The organism is Methylobacter tundripaludum (assembly GCF_002934365.1).
In the GTDB taxonomy this organism is placed as follows: domain Bacteria; phylum Pseudomonadota; class Gammaproteobacteria; order Methylococcales; family Methylomonadaceae; genus Methylobacter_A; species Methylobacter_A tundripaludum_A.
On sequence record NZ_PTIY01000007.1, the window covers coordinates 180,117 to 201,090 of the forward strand.

General features: G+C 49.9%; 20 protein-coding genes. 10 read left to right on the top strand and 10 right to left on the bottom strand.

What is annotated here, in order from left to right; genetic code table 11:
• Window positions 1–2: 2 nt before the first annotated feature.
• From B0F88_RS10510 to B0F88_RS10520, 3 genes are all read right to left on the bottom strand, one after another.
• A complete protein-coding gene (locus B0F88_RS10510) occupies window positions 3–950 on the bottom strand; it encodes a DnaJ C-terminal domain-containing protein (protein ID WP_104423891.1) in 948 nt (315 codons plus the stop codon).
• Window positions 951–1,498: 548 nt separating this feature from the next.
• Window positions 1,499–1,936 (bottom strand): Hsp20/alpha crystallin family protein, encoded by a 438-nt coding sequence (locus B0F88_RS10515; RefSeq protein ID WP_104423892.1) that lies wholly within the window; start codon window positions 1,934–1,936, stop codon window positions 1,499–1,501.
• Window positions 1,937–2,059: 123 nt separating this feature from the next.
• Window positions 2,060–2,665, bottom strand: coding sequence for a CPBP family intramembrane glutamic endopeptidase (locus B0F88_RS10520; protein WP_104423893.1), 606 nt, complete (start codon window positions 2,663–2,665; stop codon window positions 2,060–2,062).
• A gap of 86 nt (window positions 2,666–2,751) precedes the next feature.
• Here B0F88_RS10520 and B0F88_RS10525 point away from each other — a divergent pair, with 86 nt between their 5' ends.
• Complete coding sequence (locus B0F88_RS10525; protein WP_104423894.1) at window positions 2,752–3,009, top strand: YcgL domain-containing protein; 258 nt, start codon at window positions 2,752–2,754, stop codon at window positions 3,007–3,009.
• 173 nt (window positions 3,010–3,182) lie between these two features.
• On the opposite strand, the gene dcd is transcribed toward B0F88_RS10525, so the two are convergent.
• Together dcd and apbC are read right to left on the bottom strand one after the other, a co-directional pair.
• Window positions 3,183–3,749 carry a dCTP deaminase gene (dcd, locus tag B0F88_RS10530; RefSeq protein ID WP_104423895.1) on the bottom strand — a complete coding sequence of 189 codons (567 nt, stop codon included), beginning with the start codon at window positions 3,747–3,749 and terminating at the stop codon, window positions 3,183–3,185.
• 309 nt (window positions 3,750–4,058) lie between these two features.
• Entirely contained in the window at window positions 4,059–5,150 is a 1,092-nt protein-coding gene (gene apbC, locus B0F88_RS10535) for an iron-sulfur cluster carrier protein ApbC (protein ID WP_104423923.1), read from the bottom strand.
• A 179-nt stretch (window positions 5,151–5,329) separates the two neighbouring features.
• On the opposite strand from apbC, the gene metG reads away from it, so the two are divergent.
• Window positions 5,330–7,348: a methionine--tRNA ligase gene (metG, locus tag B0F88_RS10540; RefSeq protein ID WP_104423896.1), complete on the top strand. Its 2,019-nt coding sequence runs from the start codon at window positions 5,330–5,332 to the stop codon at window positions 7,346–7,348.
• A gap of 216 nt (window positions 7,349–7,564) precedes the next feature.
• A complete protein-coding gene (rsxB, locus tag B0F88_RS10545; protein ID WP_104423897.1) occupies window positions 7,565–8,146 on the top strand; it encodes an electron transport complex subunit RsxB in 582 nt (193 codons plus the stop codon).
• Between the two features lie 130 nt (window positions 8,147–8,276).
• On the opposite strand, the gene B0F88_RS19540 is transcribed toward rsxB, so the two are convergent.
• The 3 genes from B0F88_RS19540 to B0F88_RS10560 all read right to left on the bottom strand — a co-directional run bounded on the left by B0F88_RS19540 (window position 8,277) and on the right by B0F88_RS10560 (window position 10,333).
• Window positions 8,277–8,621 carry a hypothetical protein gene (locus B0F88_RS19540; RefSeq protein ID WP_219820828.1) on the bottom strand — a complete coding sequence of 115 codons (345 nt, stop codon included), beginning with the start codon at window positions 8,619–8,621 and terminating at the stop codon, window positions 8,277–8,279.
• Window positions 8,622–8,979: 358 nt separating this feature from the next.
• On the bottom strand, window positions 8,980–9,816 hold the full coding sequence (locus B0F88_RS10555; RefSeq protein WP_104423898.1) for a hypothetical protein: 837 nt from the start codon (window positions 9,814–9,816) through the stop codon (window positions 8,980–8,982).
• 244 nt (window positions 9,817–10,060) lie between these two features.
• Entirely contained in the window at window positions 10,061–10,333 is a 273-nt protein-coding gene (locus tag B0F88_RS10560) for a hypothetical protein (protein WP_104423899.1), read from the bottom strand.
• A gap of 364 nt (window positions 10,334–10,697) precedes the next feature.
• Between B0F88_RS10560 and guaB the strand changes: the two genes are divergently transcribed.
• The 3 genes from guaB to tadA all read left to right on the top strand — a co-directional run bounded on the left by guaB (window position 10,698) and on the right by tadA (window position 14,330).
• Window positions 10,698–12,164 carry an IMP dehydrogenase gene (guaB, locus tag B0F88_RS10565; protein WP_104423900.1) on the top strand — a complete coding sequence of 489 codons (1,467 nt, stop codon included), beginning with the start codon at window positions 10,698–10,700 and terminating at the stop codon, window positions 12,162–12,164.
• A 127-nt stretch (window positions 12,165–12,291) separates the two neighbouring features.
• Complete coding sequence (gene guaA / locus B0F88_RS10570; protein WP_104423901.1) at window positions 12,292–13,878, top strand: glutamine-hydrolyzing GMP synthase; 1,587 nt, start codon at window positions 12,292–12,294, stop codon at window positions 13,876–13,878.
• Entirely contained in the window at window positions 13,869–14,330 is a 462-nt protein-coding gene (tadA, locus tag B0F88_RS10575; protein WP_104423902.1) for a tRNA adenosine(34) deaminase TadA, read from the top strand. Before guaA ends, tadA begins: the two co-directional genes overlap by 10 nt.
• Window positions 14,331–14,454: 124 nt before the next feature.
• Here the strand turns inward: tadA and mltF are convergent, their stop codons facing one another.
• Window positions 14,455–15,894 carry a membrane-bound lytic murein transglycosylase MltF gene (mltF, locus tag B0F88_RS10580; protein WP_104423903.1) on the bottom strand — a complete coding sequence of 480 codons (1,440 nt, stop codon included), beginning with the start codon at window positions 15,892–15,894 and terminating at the stop codon, window positions 14,455–14,457.
• Window positions 15,891–17,579 (bottom strand): glucose-6-phosphate isomerase, encoded by a 1,689-nt coding sequence (pgi, locus tag B0F88_RS10585; protein WP_104423904.1) that lies wholly within the window; start codon window positions 17,577–17,579, stop codon window positions 15,891–15,893. Before pgi ends, mltF begins: the two co-directional genes overlap by 4 nt.
• A 266-nt stretch (window positions 17,580–17,845) precedes the next feature.
• Between pgi and B0F88_RS10590 the strand changes: the two genes are divergently transcribed.
• The 4 genes from B0F88_RS10590 (at window position 17,846) to B0F88_RS10605 (ending at window position 20,968) form a co-directional block, all read left to right on the top strand.
• Window positions 17,846–18,436, top strand: a complete 591-nt coding sequence (locus tag B0F88_RS10590; RefSeq protein WP_104423905.1) for a hypothetical protein — start codon at window positions 17,846–17,848, stop codon at window positions 18,434–18,436.
• A 108-nt stretch (window positions 18,437–18,544) separates the two neighbouring features.
• On the top strand, window positions 18,545–19,447 hold the full coding sequence (locus B0F88_RS10595; protein WP_104423906.1) for a copper oxidase: 903 nt from the start codon (window positions 18,545–18,547) through the stop codon (window positions 19,445–19,447).
• 61 nt (window positions 19,448–19,508) lie between these two features.
• Window positions 19,509–19,934: a YqaA family protein gene (locus B0F88_RS10600; protein ID WP_104423907.1), complete on the top strand. Its 426-nt coding sequence runs from the start codon at window positions 19,509–19,511 to the stop codon at window positions 19,932–19,934.
• Between the two features lie 248 nt (window positions 19,935–20,182).
• The gene (locus B0F88_RS10605) at window positions 20,183–20,968 is read left to right on the top strand and encodes a hypothetical protein (protein ID WP_104423925.1); all 786 of its coding nucleotides are present in this window, start codon (window positions 20,183–20,185) and stop codon (window positions 20,966–20,968) included.
• Window positions 20,969–20,974 lie beyond the last annotated feature (6 nt).

Sequence of the window (20,974 nt, forward strand, 5' to 3'; positions counted from 1 at the left end):
CGTTATACCCCCAGGGATACGCGTGGGTTAAAATCAAACTCGTGCTGCATTTTTTGGTAGGCTGCTTTGGCCTCTTCGCTGTGTGCGGGCGGCAGGGCGATTTGCAGCACCACGTAGAAATCGCCGGGCGTTTTAGCGGGCAGTCCGTGGCCTTTTAGGCGCAGTTTGGTGCCTTGCTCCGAGTGGGGCGGTATTTTCAGGTCGACGGTTCCTACCGGTGTCGGGATCTTGATTTTAGCGCCTAGTCTCGCCTCCCAGGGCGTAACGGGCAGGTCCAGATAAATATCGGTCCCGGAAACGCGGTACAGCGGGTGATTGTTAAAGGCTATTTCGAGCAGCAGGTCGCCGGATTTGCCGTCGCCAAGGCCGGGGTCGCCCTGGCCGGCCAGCCGGATGTGCTGTCCGGGCTTAACGCCTTTGGGGATTTTGATGTTCAGGTTTCTATGTTTGATCTGCACACGGCCTTGCGCATCCATTTCCGGCGTACTCAGGGAAATATTGCGTGTTGCGCCCTGGATGCTGTCTTCCAGGTCGATATAAATCTTCGCATGACTGTCTTGGCCGCGCACGCGGAAACCGTGCGGTACCTGGTCCGCTGGACGGAAGCCGTCGCGACCGAACAATTGTGCAAAAAAAGCGCTAAAAGCGTTGGCGTCGCCACCGGTAAAACCGCCGCCTCTAAACTCGAAGCCTTCATCCCATTTTGGCGGTGGGCTGAAATCTTCGCCGGCTTTCCAGTTGGAGCCCAGTTTATCGTAAGCGGCTCTTTTTTGCGGGTCCTTGAGCACTTCGTAAGCTTCGCCCAGCTCCTTGAATTTGGCCTCGGCGTCCGGTTCCTTGCTGACATCGGGATGGTACTTGCGCGCCAGTTTGCGATAGGCGCGCTTGATTTCAGCCTGATTGGCGCTTCTGGATAGCCCCATGATCTGGTAGTAATCTTTATACTGCATGTTGAGTTGCCTGTCGGATCACAGTTGAAGTTGCCTGGAGAATCCAGGCGGATTTGATGTTTGTACACTACCGGAAATCAATTGTCATCCTTGGGTGCATCAAAACTTAATCGGTTAATCGTATTTAGGAACGTGTATGAAATAACTTGAGCAAGTTTTATTTTTCATTTTTTAACCATGAAGGACATGAAGCGGCATGAAAGGTTTAAGTCTTCATGTCCTTCATGCTCTTCATGGTAATTGCCTAAATTAATTTATGCACGATCCTTAGCTAAAAATGAATAATCATAAGGGCCGAACACAACAGCAAGCGCCTTAAATGCTTAGTCATAGTCATTTTTGGCATCATCTTCTCCCAAGGAGCCGCTGATTTAATCCTTCGATAGTGGATGAGAGTGGAGTTTCCGATTGCGTTCATGGCGAGCTTGCCGAACCATGAACGCAATCGATTTAATCAACGCCCCTCGGAGGCTTTCGGTTCCCGATTGCTCCTGGGGTTGTCCTGTTTGTACAAAAGCAGGATTAATGATGCCGGTGAGTATTTGAAATTATTCTTCCGACACGACATTGATGCGTTTCGGCTTAATGGCTTCCCGCTTGGGAATGATGATTTCCAGCACGCCGAGTTTGCATTTTGCATTGATTGCATCGCCATCGGCAGAATCGGGCAGGCTAAAACGGCGGTAAAAAGAACCGGATGTTCTTTCGATCCGTTTATAACCTTCTTTTTCGGTTTTGACTTCGGTTTCTTTTTGGCCTTTTACGGTCAAAACACCGGCTTCCATGCTGACTTCGATGTCTTCCGGCTTGACCCCCGGAATGTCGGCATGGATGACAAATTTGTCGGCTTCTTCTTTTATATCGACCGCGGGCGCCCATTCGGCGGTTGCAACCGAGCCTTCACCGGCTTTTTCATCTTGCGAAAGCGACAGTTCTCTTTGTAATTGATTCAGTAAACCCCAAGGTTCATAACGTATGATAGCCATTTTTCGTCTCCTAAAGATTAATGATTTAATGCAATAACAAACTTAAAAACGATGATTCGTCTTCACCGGAATAAATGGGGGCAACGATTTATTTGTCAAGTGGGTCGATTTTAAATTTAAACGTTACTGGCCCGAACCGGTCAGAAGGCTTGCCCGATAGGCGCGCATTAGGGCGACAAACGCCAGGAAATCGTACAAGCCGTGAATGATGATAGGGATTAATAAATTTCTGTCGCCGCCATAATCCAGGGATAAGCTTAAATAGATCCCCACTAAAGCCGCTAACACGGCATAAAGCGGGGTTACGGCATGAACCAAGCCAAAAATAATATTGCTGCCGATCAAAGCTGCGGGTATTCCCCAGGACGATTCCATCCAGGGCTGAATGACGCCGCGAAACAGCAGCTCTTCCGATAGTCCGGCAATCGCCGCCAGTATGAACAAGTCGGTCCAGTGGTAACGATGCAAACTGGGGCCTAGGGTCTGAAACAGCATGTTCTTGATTTTTATGACCGGCTCCGCCTGTATCTGCTCCAGGAGCAGGAACATTAAGAATAAAGGTATTGTCCCTATCACGCCGCAAGCGATGGCCGATTCTGAAAAATTCAGGTCAGCGAAAGGGTTGATGTTTGCGATCCAGCCTAAAAGCGCCGCGACCAGAATCAGCGAGGCTTCAAAAGCACAGGCTTTTTTAAAAAAATCATCGGGGTGGAACGAGGATTTATTCATTGCGTATTATTCGATCGGTAAGAAAAGGCCATTCTAATCAAAAATGGTTAGAATGGGCGTTTTGATTGACTACTGCGACTGACAATATGCTGTGTTTTATTTATAAAAGCCTGAAAAAAGAAAATCTTTATTTGTATGTCGATAAAAAAGACGATTTTTCAAAGGTGCCGGAAGCGCTGTTCAACAGCTTTGGCAATATGGAATTTGTGATGGATTTGGAGCTGACGCCGGAACGCAAACTGGCCAAGGAAGACGCCGGAAAAGTGCTTGAAAGCCTGAAAGAAAAAGGTTTTTTTGTGCAGCTGCCGCCGATCAATCTGCCTGCGCCGTTGAAAATTCAATAGTTCTCACGCAAGAACATCCGAAAGTTACGCATTTTTGCTCACCACGAAGGCACGAAGAGCACGAAGTTTTTTACCTGTTTTTTCTTCGTGTTCTTCGTGTCTCGGCAACTGCTCCCTGCGTTGCTCTACCTCCTGCGGCCATGCAGTCGTTCGTGGTGAATTATTAAACCTGCTTACGCTTTCGGCAAGGTAACGCCTGTCTGGCCCTGGTACTTGCCGCCCCGGTCTTTGTAAGAGGTCTCGCAAACCTCGTCGCCGCCGAAAAACAGCATTTGCGCCACGCCTTCATTGGCATAGATTTTTGCGGGCAGTGTCGTGGTGTTGGAAAATTCCAGCGTTACATGGCCTTCCCATTCGGGTTCCAGCGGCGTGACATTAACGATAATGCCGCATCGGGCATAGGTCGATTTGCCCAGGCAAATCGTCAACACATCGCGGGGAATGCGGAAGTATTCAACCGTTCTGGCCAACGCGAACGAGTTTGGCGGAATAATGCAGACATCGGACTTAACATCGACAAAGCTGTTTGAATCGAAGTCTTTGGGATCGACGATAGCGGAATTGATGTTGGTGAAAATCTTGAATTCGTCCGAACAGCGGACATCGTAGCCGTAACTGGAGGTGCCGTAGGAAATGACCCGGCCGCGTTCCGAATCCCTGATCTGTCCGCTCTCAAACGGCTCGATCATGCCCTGTTGTTCCGCCATGCGGCGTATCCACTTGTCCGACTTAATGCTCATGGAGTATTACTACCTGATTGATTTAAAAAGGCGGATTTTAACACAGAACTTCATAACTTCTCATTAGCCACAGGCGGCACAAGAACTAAGCGTGGAATGACGGGAAACAGGCGATTAAGAGTTGTTTATTCACCACGAACGACTGCATGGACAGATATTTGCTCCTGCAATATCTGCATTTCCCACATCCCTGTGGGTCATGCAGGAGGTAGAGCAACGCAGGGAGCAGTTGCCGAGACACGAAGGACACGAAGTTTGATGTTTTTTCTTCGAGCTCTTCGTGTCTTCGTGGTGAAAAGCTTTTTTATATTACGTGTTCTGTACGACAATCTTGGGGAACTTCGTAGTGAAATCCTTGGCCTTCAGCGCCAATCGCGCCGCTGTCTTGCGGGCGATTTGCTTGTAAATTTGCGCAGGCCGCCCGTCCGGGTCGGCCACCACGGTCGGCCTGCCGCTATCTGCAAATTGCCGGATATTTATATCCAAAGGCAGGGAGCCGAGAAACTCGATCCGGTTGCGTTCGGCCATCGCAAGGCCGCCGCCCTCGCCGAATATGGCTTCTTCATGGCCGCAGTTGCTGCAAATATGGATGCTCATGTTTTCAACCAGGCCCAGTACCGGCACGTTGACTTTCTCGAACATCCCCAAGCCGCGCTGGGCGTCGATCAACGCAATATCCTGCGGCGTGGTGACGATGATCGCGCCGCTGACCGGAATCTGCTGGGACAGGGTCAGCTGAATATCGCCGGTGCCGGGCGGCAAATCGATAACCAGGTAATCCAGGTTGTCCCAGTTGGTGTCCTTCAGCAGTTGCTGCAAGGCCGTGGTGACCATCGGGCCGCGCCAGATCATGGCTTGATCGGCCTCGACCAGATAGCCGATGGAAATCGTCTGCACGCCGTAAGCGACCTTGGGCATCATGGTTTTCTGGTCCTTGCTTTCGGGAAGGCCTGAAAGTCCCAGCATCATCGGGATGCTGGGGCCGTAAATGTCCGCATCCAGAATGCCGACATTAGCGCCTTCCGCGGCCAGAGCCAGGGCCAGGTTGACCGCCGTCGTCGATTTGCCGACGCCGCCTTTGCCGGACGCCACGGCGATAATATTTTTGACGTTGGGCAGCGGTTTCAATGCCTGTTGCACGGCATGGGAAACGATTTTTACGCTGATCTCGACGCTGATATTGCCGATGCCGGCAAGCGTCTTCAGGTGTTCTTCAACCGCCGCTTTAAGTTCGGGGATATAACTTCTGGCGGGGTAGCCCAGCTCCAGTTTAACGCCGACGTTGCTGCCATCGATCTCGATGGCTTTGACCGATTTTGCGGAAACCAGATCGGTTCCATTGTTGGGATCGATAAATGTTTGCAGAAGATTTTCTACATCAGCCTTTTCGATGCTCGCCATGCCCATGCTCCTAATTGTCAATAAAATGCGCCCGATCAATAACCAAGCGATTAAGTCAAGATAGCGTTCATTCTACCGATTACCCTGCGACAATGCACTTTTTAGCTGCGCAGCTTGCGTTTATTTTATGCCATAATAACCAGCTAATTTTGCCTTCGAATTGCTAGAGCTTTTACACTATGTCAGATAGAAAAATTCTCGTCACCAGCGCGCTGCCTTACGCCAACGGCCCGATTCACCTCGGTCATCTGGTTGAATACATTCAAACGGATATTTGGGTGCGTTTTCAAAAACAACGTGGCAACCTCTGCTATTACGTTTGCGCGGATGACACCCACGGCACGCCGATCATGCTCAGGGCGGATCGGGAAGGCATTACCCCGGAACAATTGATCGCCCAGGTCGGCAAAGAGCATCTGGCCGACTTTACCGAGTTCAGCGTGGCGTTCGATAATTACCACAGCACCCATTCCGAAGAAAATAAAGCCTTCTCGTCGCTGATCTACGAACGTCTGCGCGATGCCGGACACATCAGTTCGCGCAGCATTACCCAGGCCTTCGATCCGGTTAAGAACATGTTCTTGTCCGACCGCTTTATCAAAGGCGAATGCCCCAAATGCGGCGCGCTCGATCAATATGGTGACGGCTGCGAAGTGTGCGGTACAACCTATGCGCCGACCGAACTGAAAAACGCGGTGTCGGCGATTTCAGGCGCCAAGCCCGTCGATAAAGAGTCCGTGCATTATTTCTTCGATCTGGCCAACTTTAGCGACATGTTGCGCGAGTGGACGAATGCAGGACACTTGCAGCCCGAAGTCAGCAACAAACTGGCCGAATGGCTGGACGGCGGCTTGCAGCAATGGGACATAAGCCGCGATGCGCCGTATTTCGGCTTTGAAATCCCCGACGCGCCGGGCAAATATTTTTATGTCTGGCTGGATGCGCCGATCGGCTACATGGCCAGTTTCAAAAACCTGTGCGATAAGCAGGGGCTGGATTTTAATGAATTCTGGTCAAAGAACAGCGACGCCGAGCTGTATCATTTCATCGGCAAAGACATCATCTATTTCCACGCGTTGTTTTGGCCTGCGATGCTCAGCGGCGCTCATTTTCGGACGCCCAGCGCCATTTTCGCGCACGGTTTTTTAACCGTGAACGGCGAAAAAATGTCCAAGTCGCGCGGCACGTTCATCAAAGCCCGGACCTATCTGGATCATTTGAATCCCGAATACCTGCGCTATTATTTCGCCGCCAAGCTCAGCGCCGGGGTCGATGACATCGATTTGAATTTTGACGATTTCAGCCAGCGGGTTAATTCCGACTTGGTTGGTAAAGTGGTCAATATCGCCAGCCGTTGCAGCGGATTTATCGCCAAACGCTTCGATAACAAGCTGTCCGAACACTGTTCGGAGCAAGCCTTATTCCATGAATTCGTCGCCGCCAACGCACAAATCGCTGAGCATTACGAGGCACGCGAATTCGGCAAAGCCATGCGCGAGATCATGGCGCTGGCCGATAAAGCCAACCAGTACATCGATGAACTTAAGCCCTGGCTGATCGCCAAAGAAGAAGGCAAGGATAAAGAGCTGCACGAAGTCTGCACGATGGGACTCAACCTGTTCCGGCTGCTGGCCGTTTATTTAAAGCCGGTGCTTCCTGTGTTGGCGGGCAATTCGGAAAGCTTCTTAAACATCGACGCGCAAGCCTGGCCGGCTGATGCGAAGCCTTTGTTAAATCACGTCATCAATGAATTCAAACCATTGATGACGCGGGTTGAGGCCGATAAAATCGCGGCGATTATCGAGGCGTCCAAAGAAAATCTGGAAAAAACCGCCGAAGCTCCGAAGGCTAAAAAATGCGAACCGATTGCCGACACGATCGAGTTTGAAGATTTCGCCAAACTGGATTTGCGTATCGCCAGAATCCTCAAGGCCGAGCACGTCGAAGGCGCGGACAAGTTGTTGCAGTTGACCGTGGACATCGGCGATGAAACCCGCAACATCTTTGCCGGGATTAAATCCGCTTACAGCCCGGAAGATTTGGAAGGGAAACTGACCCTGGTCATCGCCAATCTTGCGCCGAGGAAAATGCGTTTCGGCCTGTCCGAAGGCATGGTGCTGGCCGCAGGACCCGGCGGCAAGGATATTTGGATTTTGAGCCCTGATGAAGGGGCTCAGCCGGGGATGCGGGTTAAGTAATAATGAAGATCTCTCACTTAAGAGGGAGATACGCGTAAGGCTTAACCGTTCGTCCTGAGCTTGTCGAAGGATGGACGGTTAAGCCGATCATGGTTCGACAAGGCTCTCCTGAGCCTGGTCGAAGGACTCACCACGAACGGCTTAACCTTAAACTGCGCTGTGTTAAGTTGGTAGCCATGATGAGTTTGTCAAATCGGCCAGACTAATACCCGGAATATGCCTGTTTCACTTGAAAATCCCACATTGATTGACCAAATAAACGCCTTACTGCCGCAAACCCAATGCGGGCAATGCAGCTTCCAAGGCTGCCGCCCCTACGCCGAGGCCATCGCCTCGGGCGCGGCGGACATCAACCAGTGTCCGCCGGGCGGTGACGAGGGCATACGCGATCTGGCCGATTTATTGGGCGTCCCCCCCAAGCCACTGAATGCTAAATTCGGCATACACAAGCCCGCAAGCGTTGCGTTCATTATCGAGGAAGACTGCATCGGCTGCACCAAATGCATCGCCGCATGCCCGGTCGATGCGATATTGGGCGCATCAAAATTCATGCACACGGTTATCGTCTCAGAATGTACCGGCTGTGAATTATGCGTAGCGCCTTGCCCGGTCGATTGCATCGTCATGCAGCCCGCACCGCCAAGCAATACCGCACGGAGCCGGGCGCAAAAATCCGCACAGGCAAAACGGCGCTACGATGCGCGCTGTTTGCGCAAGGAAATGGAAGAGGCTGAAAAAGCGGAGCGTGCGAAGAAGAAAAAACTGGCATTGCTGAAAATGCAGGCGGCGAAGAAATAAGAGGGCGTAGGGCTGGGGAGATGAGTGTAATTCCGTTACTCCGACCCGATCAAAATGGCATGGGTGAGAAAGCCGGTTTTCGTTGTCTCTCGAACCGGCTACAGAATTTTGTGCTCTCGGTAGTCAATTTTCAGGCCACATCCCGCATGGGCCGAATGTGAGGGCTGGGAAGTGTGCGGCCTTCGGTTTCAAAGTGACTAATAACATCTTCAACGACCTCGCATAATTCGCTGTACAGCTTCACCGGATCATCTCCGTGGATACCAGTAATTAGATCAGGGCATTTTCCAATGTATATTTGGTCTTCCTCACTCCACTCTACCCACTTGTGGTACAGATCGCTTTTTTTCATAGTTTCACCCGTTCCAAAGCTTGCGCAATATGCTTTTCTTGATAAAGCTTTGCCTCCACCGGAAATTTCATAAAACCCAGCGTTTTTTAAATCTTGTATAAGCTCTCTGATTTTTCTAGGCATTTTGTAAGCCTGAATTTAAAGCAACTTGGATTTTAAAGTTAGTGTTTATGATTGTCTAACTAAAAAGTGGGCTGGACGGGCTAAGCTATTCAGCCCGCCGGGTCGTGCGTGGTTCAAATATAACGGCGGCGGCAAACGTTTGGGCCGGGGTTGCAAGCCCCGACCCGCTTGGGAAATAGATGTGATCAGGTCGGTTGGCAGGCGCAATCTCTTCGCCTCGACTGATCGAAATGGTGTAAGCCGGAATAAGGCCATCCAAGCGCGTAGCGCGAAGTGGTGTTATTCCGGTGAGTTTGGGTGGTGTGTGCCGGAAACGCCTGTTCTTGCCATCGCTCGAATCGGCTCATGTCGGCTGGCGCTACTTATGCGAAAAATCAATCGAGTTTGAACCGATTGTATTTGTATGAAGAGAATTACTGGACTCAGCAATTGAGTTTGAATTTATTTCTGTATTTGGTAGTGCTGGATTGTAGAAATACAAAACAACAAAGACTGCAAGAGCACCTCCAGCCCTAAGCCAACTGCCAAATTTTACTTCAATAAACCCAGGAAAAACTGCAACGGCTCCTGCACCAGCAAGAGCTAGAACTGTTCGAAATACCGAATATTGAAAACTGCTTGGTATCGGCTGAATAAAGCTAATCACTAGCATCACAACTACAAAGACAACTCCGAAACTGAAGGAAAGTATAGTTTGAAGCTTTTTACTCATGAATTCTCTCGCTTGATTATTAAAACCATAAATCGGCAAGTTTGACTTTAAAAATACAGACTTTATTTTGTTGGATTCCGATTTTGTCAAATACTTGTAAACCATTCGCTGCATGTTTGCATATGCTGTTCTACCGGGGCTTACGAGATTGGCTGCTTGGCTATTAGCCTTAGAAAAACCATCTTGTAATAGTTTAAAGTGCGCTGGCATGGAGTTTAATATTTCAGCACAATCCTCTGCAAAACCCTGTGCCCAAAATGAACTATTATGTGCTCCTAATAAGTCACTATTGCCAACAAATTCTTCGGCGTAATTAAAGTATTCATTTCCGGTTTTTTGGCAGGCCAATAATTCAGATAATCCATTATTCGTTGAACGCCTGTCATGCTCAATGTATTGAGCGATAGAAGTCATATATATTGACTTTAGTTCAGATAGTTTGTTTTTTGCATTAACTACATCTTGTTCTTTGGTTGGGTTCATTCGTTAACTCTTTGCATTTGCGACCTGTATTGCTAACTCAAGGAGAGCCCGAACGTCCGAGTTATCAATCCCTTCCAAACAAATAAAAGTCGTATTAGGGCATACACTAGCAATAATTGCCTCAACATCATTGATGGATGTGGGGTGTGTACGAACCAGTTCATATGCAATTGTTTTAAGTTGGAATGTTGTTGGATTCCAAGATGCAATCGAGCATATACTTTCAAGCTTAAATTTAAGGTGCTCATAATCCCCCCTTTCTATTAGCTACCTGGAGTGCTAGAGCAAGAAGAGTATTCAGGTCTGAGTTGTCAATTCCTAAGCATCTGTATTGACCGGCACTTGGGCAATACCGATGAACCACATCTGACCAGTCCTTTGCCGATGGTGTTTTTCCAGATTGAATGATTTTTTTGATAGCATCGGAAATCAGAGCTATTTGAGCCTCTGTTGGTTCATGCGGTGCTGTACCAAATTTGATCTTGAGCTTGTGAGAAAGCGATTCTAGGTCCGTCATTTTAACCCCGTAAAAAACTGCCGTTTAACTAATATTAGAAATCTCTAAGAGACGCAAGACATTGCATCATTTGTGTGTCGAGTAACTTACAAAATTTAAAAATCATTGTTGTTCCATGCGGTTGTGTAAATTTGGTGCGTCCTAAAACAAATTCAGTTGGCATCACATAAGGCCGCGAATAATTTAAGCATATCCACTTACAACGGCCGAGAATAATAAACCTAAACGCTAGACACCGCAAACGCACGCCTGCCCAATCACAAAATCCCCGATCATTCAATAATTTATGGGTTTCGCTCGCGCTCTACCCATCCTACGCTGTATAATGCGCGGTTATTTTTCACTGAGTTATAAGGTGTGGTCTATGCAAATTCTTCAGGAAGCGCTGACGTTTGATGATGTTTTATTAGTGCCTGCGCACTCGACTGTACTGCCACGCGACGTAGAGATGAAGACCCAGCTGACGCGGGGCATTACGCTGAATATCCCGCTGGTCGCGGCGGCGATGGATACGGTGACCGAAGCCCGGCTGGCTATTGCGATTGCCCAGGAAGGCGGCATCGGCATTATTCATAAGAATATGACCGCCGAGCAGCAGGCGCGCGAAGTCCAGAGCGTTAAAAAATACGAGAGCGGGGTGATTAAAGATCCGATCACGGTTTCGCCGGATGTGAGCATTCGGGACGTTATCAAATTAACCCGAGCCAAAAATATTTCCGGCGTGCCGGTGGTTGACGGCGATGAATTGGTCGGCATTGTGACCAGCCGCGATTTGCGCTTTGAGACGCGCTTTGACGAGCCGGTTTCAAAAGTCATGACGCCCAAAGAGCGGTTGATTACGGTTAATGAAAATGCCGATCGTAAAGAAGCGATTGCGCTGCTGCATGAACATCGCATCGAAAAAGTGCTGGTGGTTAATGGTGCATTCCATTTGCGCGGCATGATCACGGTAAAGGACATTCAGAAAGCCAAGGATTACCCGTTGGCCTGTAAAGACGAACACGAGCAGTTGCGGGTCGGTGCGGCCATCGGTACCGGGCAGGGTACCGAAGAGCGCGTCGCGGCCCTGGTCGAAGCCGGTGTGGATGTGATTATCGTCGACACGGCGCACGGCCACTCCCAAGGCGTATTGGACAGGGTGCGTTGGGTCAAGCAAAACTATCCTCAGGTGCAGGTAATCGGCGGCAATATTGCGACGGCTGAGGCGGCGCTGGCCTTGGTTGAAGCGGGCGCGGACGGCGTTAAGGTCGGCATCGGTCCCGGTTCTATCTGCACGACCCGTATTGTCGCCGGTGTCGGTGTGCCGCAAATTACCGCAGTCAGTAATGTCGCCGATGCGTTAAAAGGAACCGGCGTGCCGTTGATTGCCGATGGCGGTATCCGCTATTCCGGCGATGTCGCCAAAGCGCTGGCTGCCGGAGCCTATGCGGTGATGTTGGGCGGCATGTTTGCCGGTACCGAGGAAGCGCCGGGCGAGGTTGAACTGTTTCAGGGCCGGTCTTATAAATCGTATCGCGGCATGGGTTCGCTGGGCGCGATGGCGCAACAGCAAGGTTCTAGCGACCGCTATTTTCAGGAAGAAACCGAGCTGGTCGAAAAATTGGTGCCGGAAGGCATTGAAGGCCGGGTGCCTTATAAAGGCAGCTTGCTCGCGGTTATTCATCAGTTGCTCGGCGGCATTCGCGCCAGCATGGGTTACACGGGCAGCCAAACCATTGCGATCATGCATGAGAAAGCGCAGTTCGTGCGGGTGACCAGCGCCGGTATGCGGGAAAGCCATGTGCATGATGTGACCATTACTAAAGAAGCGCCTAATTACAGGATGGAGTGAGTTTAGGCTAAAGACGAAAGGCGAAGGGCTAAAGGTTAGGATTGATCTAATTTGAAGCACGGTTTTTTCGCCTTTCGTCCTTCGCCCTTCGCCCTTAACCTTTCGCCTGATCTAAAAGAGTTCTATCGTGAAACAACAATCCCCAAACATCCATACCCACAAAATCCTGATTCTGGATTTCGGCTCGCAATATACCCAATTGATCGCGCGCCGTATTCGTGAAATCGGCGTTTATTGCGAAATTTATTCCTGCGAATGCGACGCCGAACAAATTGAAAAATTCGTGCCCAACGGCATTATCTTGTCCGGCGGCCCGGAAACGGTAACCAGCGGCGATACGCCGAGAGCGCCGCAGATCGTTTTTGAATTGGGCGTTCCGGTGCTGGGCATCTGCTACGGCCTGCAAACCATGACCGAGCAACTGGGCGGCAAGGTTGAAAGTTCCGATCACCGCGAGTTCGGATACGCGCAAATCAGGGCTCGGGGCCATTCGAAATTACTGACCGGCATCGAAGATCATTTATCGCCGGAAGGCTATGGCCTGTTGGATGTCTGGATGAGTCACGGAGACCGCGTGGTTGATTTGCCGCCCGGATTTACATTGATTGCCAGTTCGGACGGCGCGCCGATTGCGGGTATCGCCAACGAAGGCAAAGGCTTTTACGGCTTGCAGTTTCATCCCGAAGTGACTCATACCAAGCAAGGCGGTCGGATATTGTCACGTTTTGTGCTGGAAATTTGCGGCTGCGAAGCCTTGTGGACATCCAGCAATATCATCGAAGACAGCATCGAGGTCGTGCGTAAAACGGTCGGCACCGATCATGTGGTTTTGGGCTTGTCCGGCGGCGTCGATTCGTCGGTTGTCGCCGCGTTGCTGCACAAGGCTATTAAAGACCAGTTGACCTGCGTTTTTGTCGATACCGGCTTGCTGCGCCTGCACGAAGGCGACCAAGTGATGGCGACTTTTGCCGAGCACATGGGCGTTAAAGTGATCCGGGTGGACGCCGAGCAGCGCTATCTGGACGCCCTGAGCGGCATCACCGATCCGGAACAAAAACGCAAAATCATCGGCGGTCTGTTTATTGAAATATTCGATGAGGAAGCCGCGAAAATTACCGACGCAAAATGGCTGGCGCAAGGTACGATTTATCCCGACGTGATCGAATCGGCCGGTTCCAAAAGCGGCAAGGCGCATTTGATCAAGTCGCATCACAATGTCGGCGGTTTGCCGGAAAACATGGTGTTAAAACTGGTTGAGCCGTTGCGTGAGCTGTTCAAGGACGAAGTCAGGAAGCTCGGCGTGGAGCTGGGCTTGCCGGCGGATATGGTTTATCGCCACCCGTTTCCCGGTCCCGGTTTGGGCGTCAGGATTTTGGGCGAAGTGAAAAAGGAATATGCCGATTTGCTGCGTCAGGCCGATGCGATTTTTATTGAAGAACTGTATCGCCATGATCTGTACGACAAGGTCAGCCAGGCGTTTGCGGTATTTTTGCCGGTCAAGTCGGTCGGCGTGATGGGCGATGGCCGCCGCTATGATTATGTGATCGCAATACGCGCGGTCGAAACCATCGATTTCATGACCGCGCGCTGGGCGCATTTGCCGTATGAGTTTCTGGACTTGATTTCCCGCCGCATTATCAATGAAGTGCCGGGCATTTCCCGCGTCGCTTACGACATCAGCGGCAAGCCTCCCGCAACGATTGAATGGGAATAAACCTTGCAACGGACGAAGCATGGATGCGCCATGCGATCAGGCTGGCAGAGCGGGCCGAGCGGCAGGGCGAAGTTCCGGTCGGCGCTATCGTGGTCAGGGACAATCAATGTATCGCGGAAGGCTGGAATGTCCCGATAGGCAGTCATGATCCGACCGCTCACGCCGAAGTGGTTGCGATGCGAAGCGCCGGCGTAGCCTTGGGAAATTACCGGCTGACCGATGCGACCCTGTATGTGACCCTGGAGCCTTGCGTGATGTGCATAGGCGCGATGAGTCATGCGCGGATTAAGCGGCTGGTGTTCGGCGCGTATGATCCCAAACGGGGCGCGGTGTGCAATGCACTGAGCCTGACCGATGCGAGCTTTTTAAATCACCGGATCAGCTGGGACGGCGGCGTATTGGAAACGGAATGCTCGGAAATGCTGCGGGATTTTTTTAAAGCCAGACGCTGATGAATAAAAAACTATCACCACGAACGACTGCATGGATGCAGGAGCTAGAGCAACGCAGGAGCAGTTGCCGAGACACGAAGAAAAAGCTAAAAACTTCGTGTCCTTCGTGGTGAATAAAAGACTTTTAAAGCGCCGCCGGATCAATGGTTACCGCTTCATTTTCAGAATCTTCGCTGTCCTTGTCCATCGCATTTTTCTTGATCTGGTTTTCCTCGGTCAGCCAGACCAGTAAATCGTAATAGCTGCGAATGTTTTCGACAAACTTAACCGGCTCATAGCCTCTGGCATAGCCGTGTTTGGTTTGTTGGTGCCACTTTTCTTCGGTGAGCAGGGGCAGTCTCTGTTTGACATCCATCCATTTGTCGGGATTTCCGCCCTGTTTTTTTGTTAATGTCCTGGCGTCTTCAAGATGGCCCAAGCCGACATTGTATGAGGCTAACGCAAACCAGGTTCGGTCGGGTTCCGGGATTTGCTCGGGGATGATCTTGATTCGTTGTTGAAAATACCGTGCAGCCCCGTCAATGCTTTGAGCCGGATCGGTACGATTGTTGATGCCGAGGTCCGCCGCGGTATCGTTAGTCAACATCATGATGCCCTCGACGCCGGTCGGGGACGCGGCTTTGTCCAACCAGTGGGATTCCTGGTAGCCGATTGCGGCCAGTAAGCGCCAATCTATATGGTATTGCGCTGCCGCCGAATTGAAATATTTCTGATACAGCGGAAGCCTGCTTTTTTGATGCTGGCGGAATTTGCAGTTGCCGATATAGCTTAAGCTGCTGGTATGCCCGTAATGTTTTTCGAGTAGTTGATCGAGCGTCTTATCCTTTTTTATGCGACCGAAGAAACGTACAACTTCATCGTACAAACTGTTGTCGTCCGATGGGCTTAACGCCCAAGCCAGTTGGCGGGGTTCGGAAATGTCGAAAGCAATGTTAAGTTTGGGATAAAAACGGCTGATCAAAATGGTCTGGTTTGAATCGGCTACGGTGTAATCGATAAGTCCTTCGTTGACCAGATACAGCAAGCCTTCGGTATCCAGTTCGTCGTTGACATTCCAGGCCAGCTCGGGCGTGTCCTGCTTTAGATAGGTCAGGCTGTCGATGTGGCTGGTGCTTTTGGCAACCTCGATAATGCCGTGGGTCAGGCTGCTGACATCGTTTGGGCGGCGAGCGCCTGACCGGTAAATCAGCTGTTCGGTCACTTCATAATAGGCCGGGGCGAAGCGCATTTTTTTGCTGCGCTGCTCGGTGATGGTCAGGCTGGCGGCGGCAATATCGGCCTTGCCTTTGGCAATGCGATTCAGGATGCCGTCGAAGGTGCCGGGAGTTTCAAACTTTACTTTAACGCCTAACTGCTCGGCAAAAAGCATGACCAGATCGTATTCGAGCCCGGTAAAGCCTTCCGGGCTTTCATAATAGGTTGTCGGATCGTTTCTGGTTAATACGTGCAACGTTCCCGCCCGTTTGATTTGCTCCAGTTTGTTGTGCGACAGAAATCCGCTGTCGCAAGCCGTCAGCGAAGCGGTAAAAACAAAGCCGATAATCAGGCCGGGCAGACGAGTCAATATTGCCGGTCGCTTCGGTTCCGTACCGATTGCGACACCTCCGCCGTCCCTGGCAGTCGCAGTTGTTTGTATGCATTGATTAATGCATTGGTTGAGCAATCGTGGCTGTTGATGACTTTGTCGTTTTGCAGCTCCGGCAGGATGACTTTGGCCAAGGTTTTGCCTAATTCCACGCCCATCTGGTCAAATGAATTGATGTTCCAGATGACGCCCTGAACATAAATTTTATGTTCGTAAAATGCAATCAGCGAGCCTAAGGTCTTGGGCGTCAATTTGCTGAATAAAAACGAATTGGACGGTTTATTGCCGTCGAATACTTTGGATGCGACCAATACGGCGTCGGCTTTTTCGTCATCCGATAATTCCTGTTTAACTTCTTCGGCAGTCTTGCCTTTCATCAAGGCTTCCGGCTGGGCGAGAAAGTTTGAAATCAAAATGTCATGATGATCGGGCAGTTTGTATTGACTGTTCGCGGCGGCCAGAAAATCGCAGGGTATCAGTTTGGTACCCTGATGGATAAGCTGGAAAAAGGCATGTTGGCCGTTGGTTCCGGGTTGTCCCCAAATAATCTGGCCGGTGCTGTAATCTACTTTTTCACCGTTAAGGTCTATGCTTTTGCCGTTGCTCTCCATGTCTCCTTGCTGAAAATAATCGGCGAAATAAAGCATGGACTGGTCGTAAGGCAGCAGGGCGTGGGATTCCGCGTTATAGAAGTTGTTATACCAAATGCCGAGCAAGCCCATGATGACCGGGATGTTCTTTTCAAAAGGCGTGGTGCGAAAATGTTCGTCAACTTCGTAAGCGCCTAGCAAAAGTTCCTCGAAATTATCCATGCCGACATACAAGGCAATAGACAGGCCGATGGCTGACCAGAGAGAATAACGCCCGCCGACCCAATGCCTGAATTCGAACATGTTGGCGGTATCGATGCCGAATGCGGCGACATTCTTGGTGCTTGTAGAGATGGCGACAAAATGCTTGGCGACGGCCTGCGGATCTTTTGCGCTTTCAAGGAACCAGCTTTTTGCCGATTTTGCATTGGTCATGGTTTCTTGCGTGGTAAATGTCTTGGACGCAATCAGAAACAGCGTCGTTTCAGGCGATAAGTGCTTTAGATTTTCAACAAGATCGGCCTGGTCGATATTGGACACAAAATGAACTTTTAATGCTTCGGAAGCATAAGGGGTAAGCGCTCTCGAAACCATCTTCGGTCCCAGGTCGGAGCCGCCGATGCCGATGTTAACGATGTCGGTAATCGACTTGCCGGTATAGCCTTTCCATTCGCCTGAACGGACGCGGTCGCTGAAAGTCCGCATTTGGGCGAGAACGCTGTTGATTTGCGGCATCACATCCTGTCCGTCAACATAAACAGGTTGGTTGCTTCGGTTGCGCAAGGCGGTATGCAGCACGGATCTGTGTTCGGTCTTATTTATTTCAGCTCCTGAAAACATGGCCTTGATTTTTTCGTCCAGCCCGGCATGCTTGGCAAGGTCAATTAGCAAGGGTAGGGTTTGATCGGTTATTCTGTTTTTGGAGTAGTCGAAAAGGATGTCGTTAAAACGGAGGGAGAACTTGTTGTGTCGGTTGTTATCAGCATTAAAGCTGTCGCGGAGCAGGATATTTTTGGTTTCGTTGTGATGTTCTATTAAAGCTGTCCAGGCTGTAGAAGTGGTCAAGGATGACATGCGGTAAAACTCCGTTTGAATAAAGTTGGCTTAAGTCTACGAAAAGCAGGGAAGGATAGCAATCAATAGTACAGCCGCGCATTTACCTAAATGGTATTTGTAGGGCCGGCTTTCCATCAATTCCTTTATTTGGCTAAATTGATGTGCTAGAGTGACCCATTGCTATTAGTCAGAATACAGCGGAAAAAGCTTGTTTTTGATGAGGTCAAAATTAATAGCATTTACATTTTTTCATAATAATAATTTTATCAAAACTGGAAGACATTATGAACAGTACACACATTTTAAGAAAAGGTTTCCTGGTACTTCTGGGATTGTTGTTTTCTGCATCGTTATGGGCGCATGGTGGAGCTGCCGGTACCGATACTGACCAATGTAAATTTGAATTGGAGCCGGGGCATTGGTTGCATTACACCGCTTACCAACCCAACGCGTTCCCCGCTGAAGATTTTTGCGCCAATATTCCGCGTACTGACGAAATGACTTTGCTGGTATTCGATTATCAGGACATGAAATACAGGGATATGTCGGTTGAGTTTGAAGTGACAAAAGAACCTGAAGGAACTCGCGTATTCTTCCTGCCGGCCCAGAAGCATAAAAAAGGTACTGTTGAGTTAAAACTCCCGAATGGCGTGCCTGAGCCAGGCAAATACCTGATCCATATTACGCTGGTTCCTGATTCCGGTCAGAGATTGGATGCGCATATGGGCTTTAAAGCAGGCGGCGGGCAAGCAGTCAGTAAAAACAACATGATGTTGTACGCATTGTTCGCATTTGCGGGTTTATATGTGCTTTATTTGTCACACGCAGGTTTCAAAAGCAAAGTGGATGAAATCATAGCGAAAATTAAAGGCTAACAGGCACGGCTTTTTAGGTCGGTTGTCCTGTGACGCCATTGCCTACAGGGACGTAGGCAAGGAACAGGGGCGGAAGCTTTGAATTTATTAAACAGGGGGAAATGAATAATGGTGAAGTTATTATCGGCTGGGGCGCTGATTTTTCTTTTTTCTGCGCCGGTATTGGCGGTGGAGTATGAAGATCATAACGGTATGCTGATGGATCACGGTGATGGCCATTTAATGGATATGGGTGGCGGCATGGTGATGGGTCAGAATACCAGCACGTTGCCGGGTGGCTGCGACCGCATCGCCGAGACCAAGGAAATTACCGTGCATGCCGGTCATAAATACGCTGAGAAATTCCCCGGCAGAATGTTTGCGTTTGATACGCAGGAATTTAATTTTAAGCCATGCACTAAATTGACCGTCCATTTTGTCAATGAAGATAAAATCCGTCATCAATGGATGATGCATGGCTTGCCCAAATATTTGTATCCAAAGGGTATGTTTCATTTAGAAGTGTCCGGGCCTGCGAAAATTTCAGGAACATTGATTCTGCCTCCCGGAGACAAAACCTATCTGGTGCATTGCGACATTGCCCAGCATATGGAAAAAGGCATGAAAGCCCAGTTGAAAGTCGGCAAAGGCGATGGCGATCTGCCCAGTATTCCCGGCGTGACCGCTTACGTTGTGCCGGACGACTACAAGGGAAGCCTGGAGACAGTGATGGCTGCGGTTTCGGCGGCAGCTGAGGCACCCGCTCCGGTTGTTGCTCCCGCTGTGGCCCCGGCGTCCACACAACAACCGAAAGAAGACTCGGTTATTTCAGGCGTCACCGTGATCGGTTTAGCGATTGGTTTGTTGCTTGCGCCGTTCCTGGCGAAAAAATTTAAAGGGATGAGCGTATCGGAAGCGGTCGCAACTGTTTTTGAATGGCTGAGAGCGGGAATTGAGCTGGTGATAAAGCTGTTATCCGGTTTGATTAAACTGGTCGTTTCCAATAAAAACAAGATATTGCCCGGAAATTAAGTTCCGGCAACATGAAAACCCCTGCGCTCTTTGACCGCAGGGGTTTTTTTTGAGAGAAAAAGTGCAAGACATAGGGTTTGAAATAGGCGGGCTGTTTATCAGCGCATTTATATCGTCAACGATAGCGCCGGGGGGGTCGGAAGCTGTTTTGGCTTATATGATAGCGGCTGGACACTATCCGGCTGAGCTTGTCGTTATCGTTGCCACGATAGGCAATACGCTGGGCGCGATCACAACATGGGGCTTGGGCGTTCTGGCGGCTAAAAAGTTCCCGGTTGCCACGCTTTTATCGGAAAACAAACAAAAAGCGTTGGCTTTAGTAAGGCAAAAAGGTATTTGGACGCTGTTTTTTACCTGGTTGCCGGTGGTTGGCGATGCGTTGTGTTTTGCCGGCGGATGGCTAAAGCTGCCATTTTTGCAGGCCTGTTTAATCATATTGCTGGGTAAATTTGGCCGATATGCGGTGATAGCCTGGATGTTTGTGTGACGGTCTGACTTACCCGAACCAATTTAAAATATATCTCCACGAAGTTCACGAAGAGAAGCCGTACTACTTAGGAATGTGCATAAAATAACTTGAGCAGGTTTTATTTTTAAACCATGAAGAGCATGAAGGACATGAAGAATTTAAGCTTCATTCCTTCATGCTCTTCATGGTAATTGCTTAAATTAACTTATGCATGTTTTCATGGTGAATTATTTACTTACATTTTATTGATTGAATACGAGGTCATTGTGCTGCGTCATTTTCCACCTGTTAACGTTGCTTATTCCCATAGAAAGCGGGATTATTTTATAGCGGCGTTTACTTTTTTTTGCGTGGCGGTCTGCCTGTTGAGCGATGCCAATGGGAGCCTGGGAAAGCAAAATGCTCTTGGTGTTTGCGCTTGGGTGTTTTTGACCGGATTGTTGCTTGGGGAAAATAGAGAAATAAGAGTGCAGGTTGTCATTGCCATCATGTTTGCGACTATCGGCGAGCATTTTGCGTCGCCTTTTATGGGCGGATACACATACCGCTTCGGGAATGTTCCGGCCTATGTGCCGCCCGGTCATGGCATGGTTTATTTAACTGCGGTCGCGCTGGGCCGTTCCGGGTTATTTCAGCGTTATGCCAGAGAAATCGCCACCTCAGTGGTATTCGTGTGCGGCGTCTGGTCTGTTTGGGGTATCAGTGGTTATGCCGAACAAGGCGATTCGGTTGGTGCATTGCTGTTTTGTGTTTTTCTGGCTTATCTTTTTAAGGGCCGTTCGCCAATGGTTTATTTGGCGGCCTTTTTTATTACCACATGGCTGGAGTTAATCGGCACCGCCGTTGGCACCTGGAAGTGGGCGGCGATAGACCCTGTTTTGGGGCTGCCTCAAGGCAATCCGCCTAGTGGTGTCGCCGCCTGGTATTGTCTGGTTGATGCGGTGGCTATGGGGGGCGCCGCGCCGGTATTAAAGGCGGCAAAGAGTGTCCGCGACTGGCTAAAGTCCGCCAAGTTACGAAAAAGCGCATATCAGGGCGCGGAAAATGAATAAAATCGC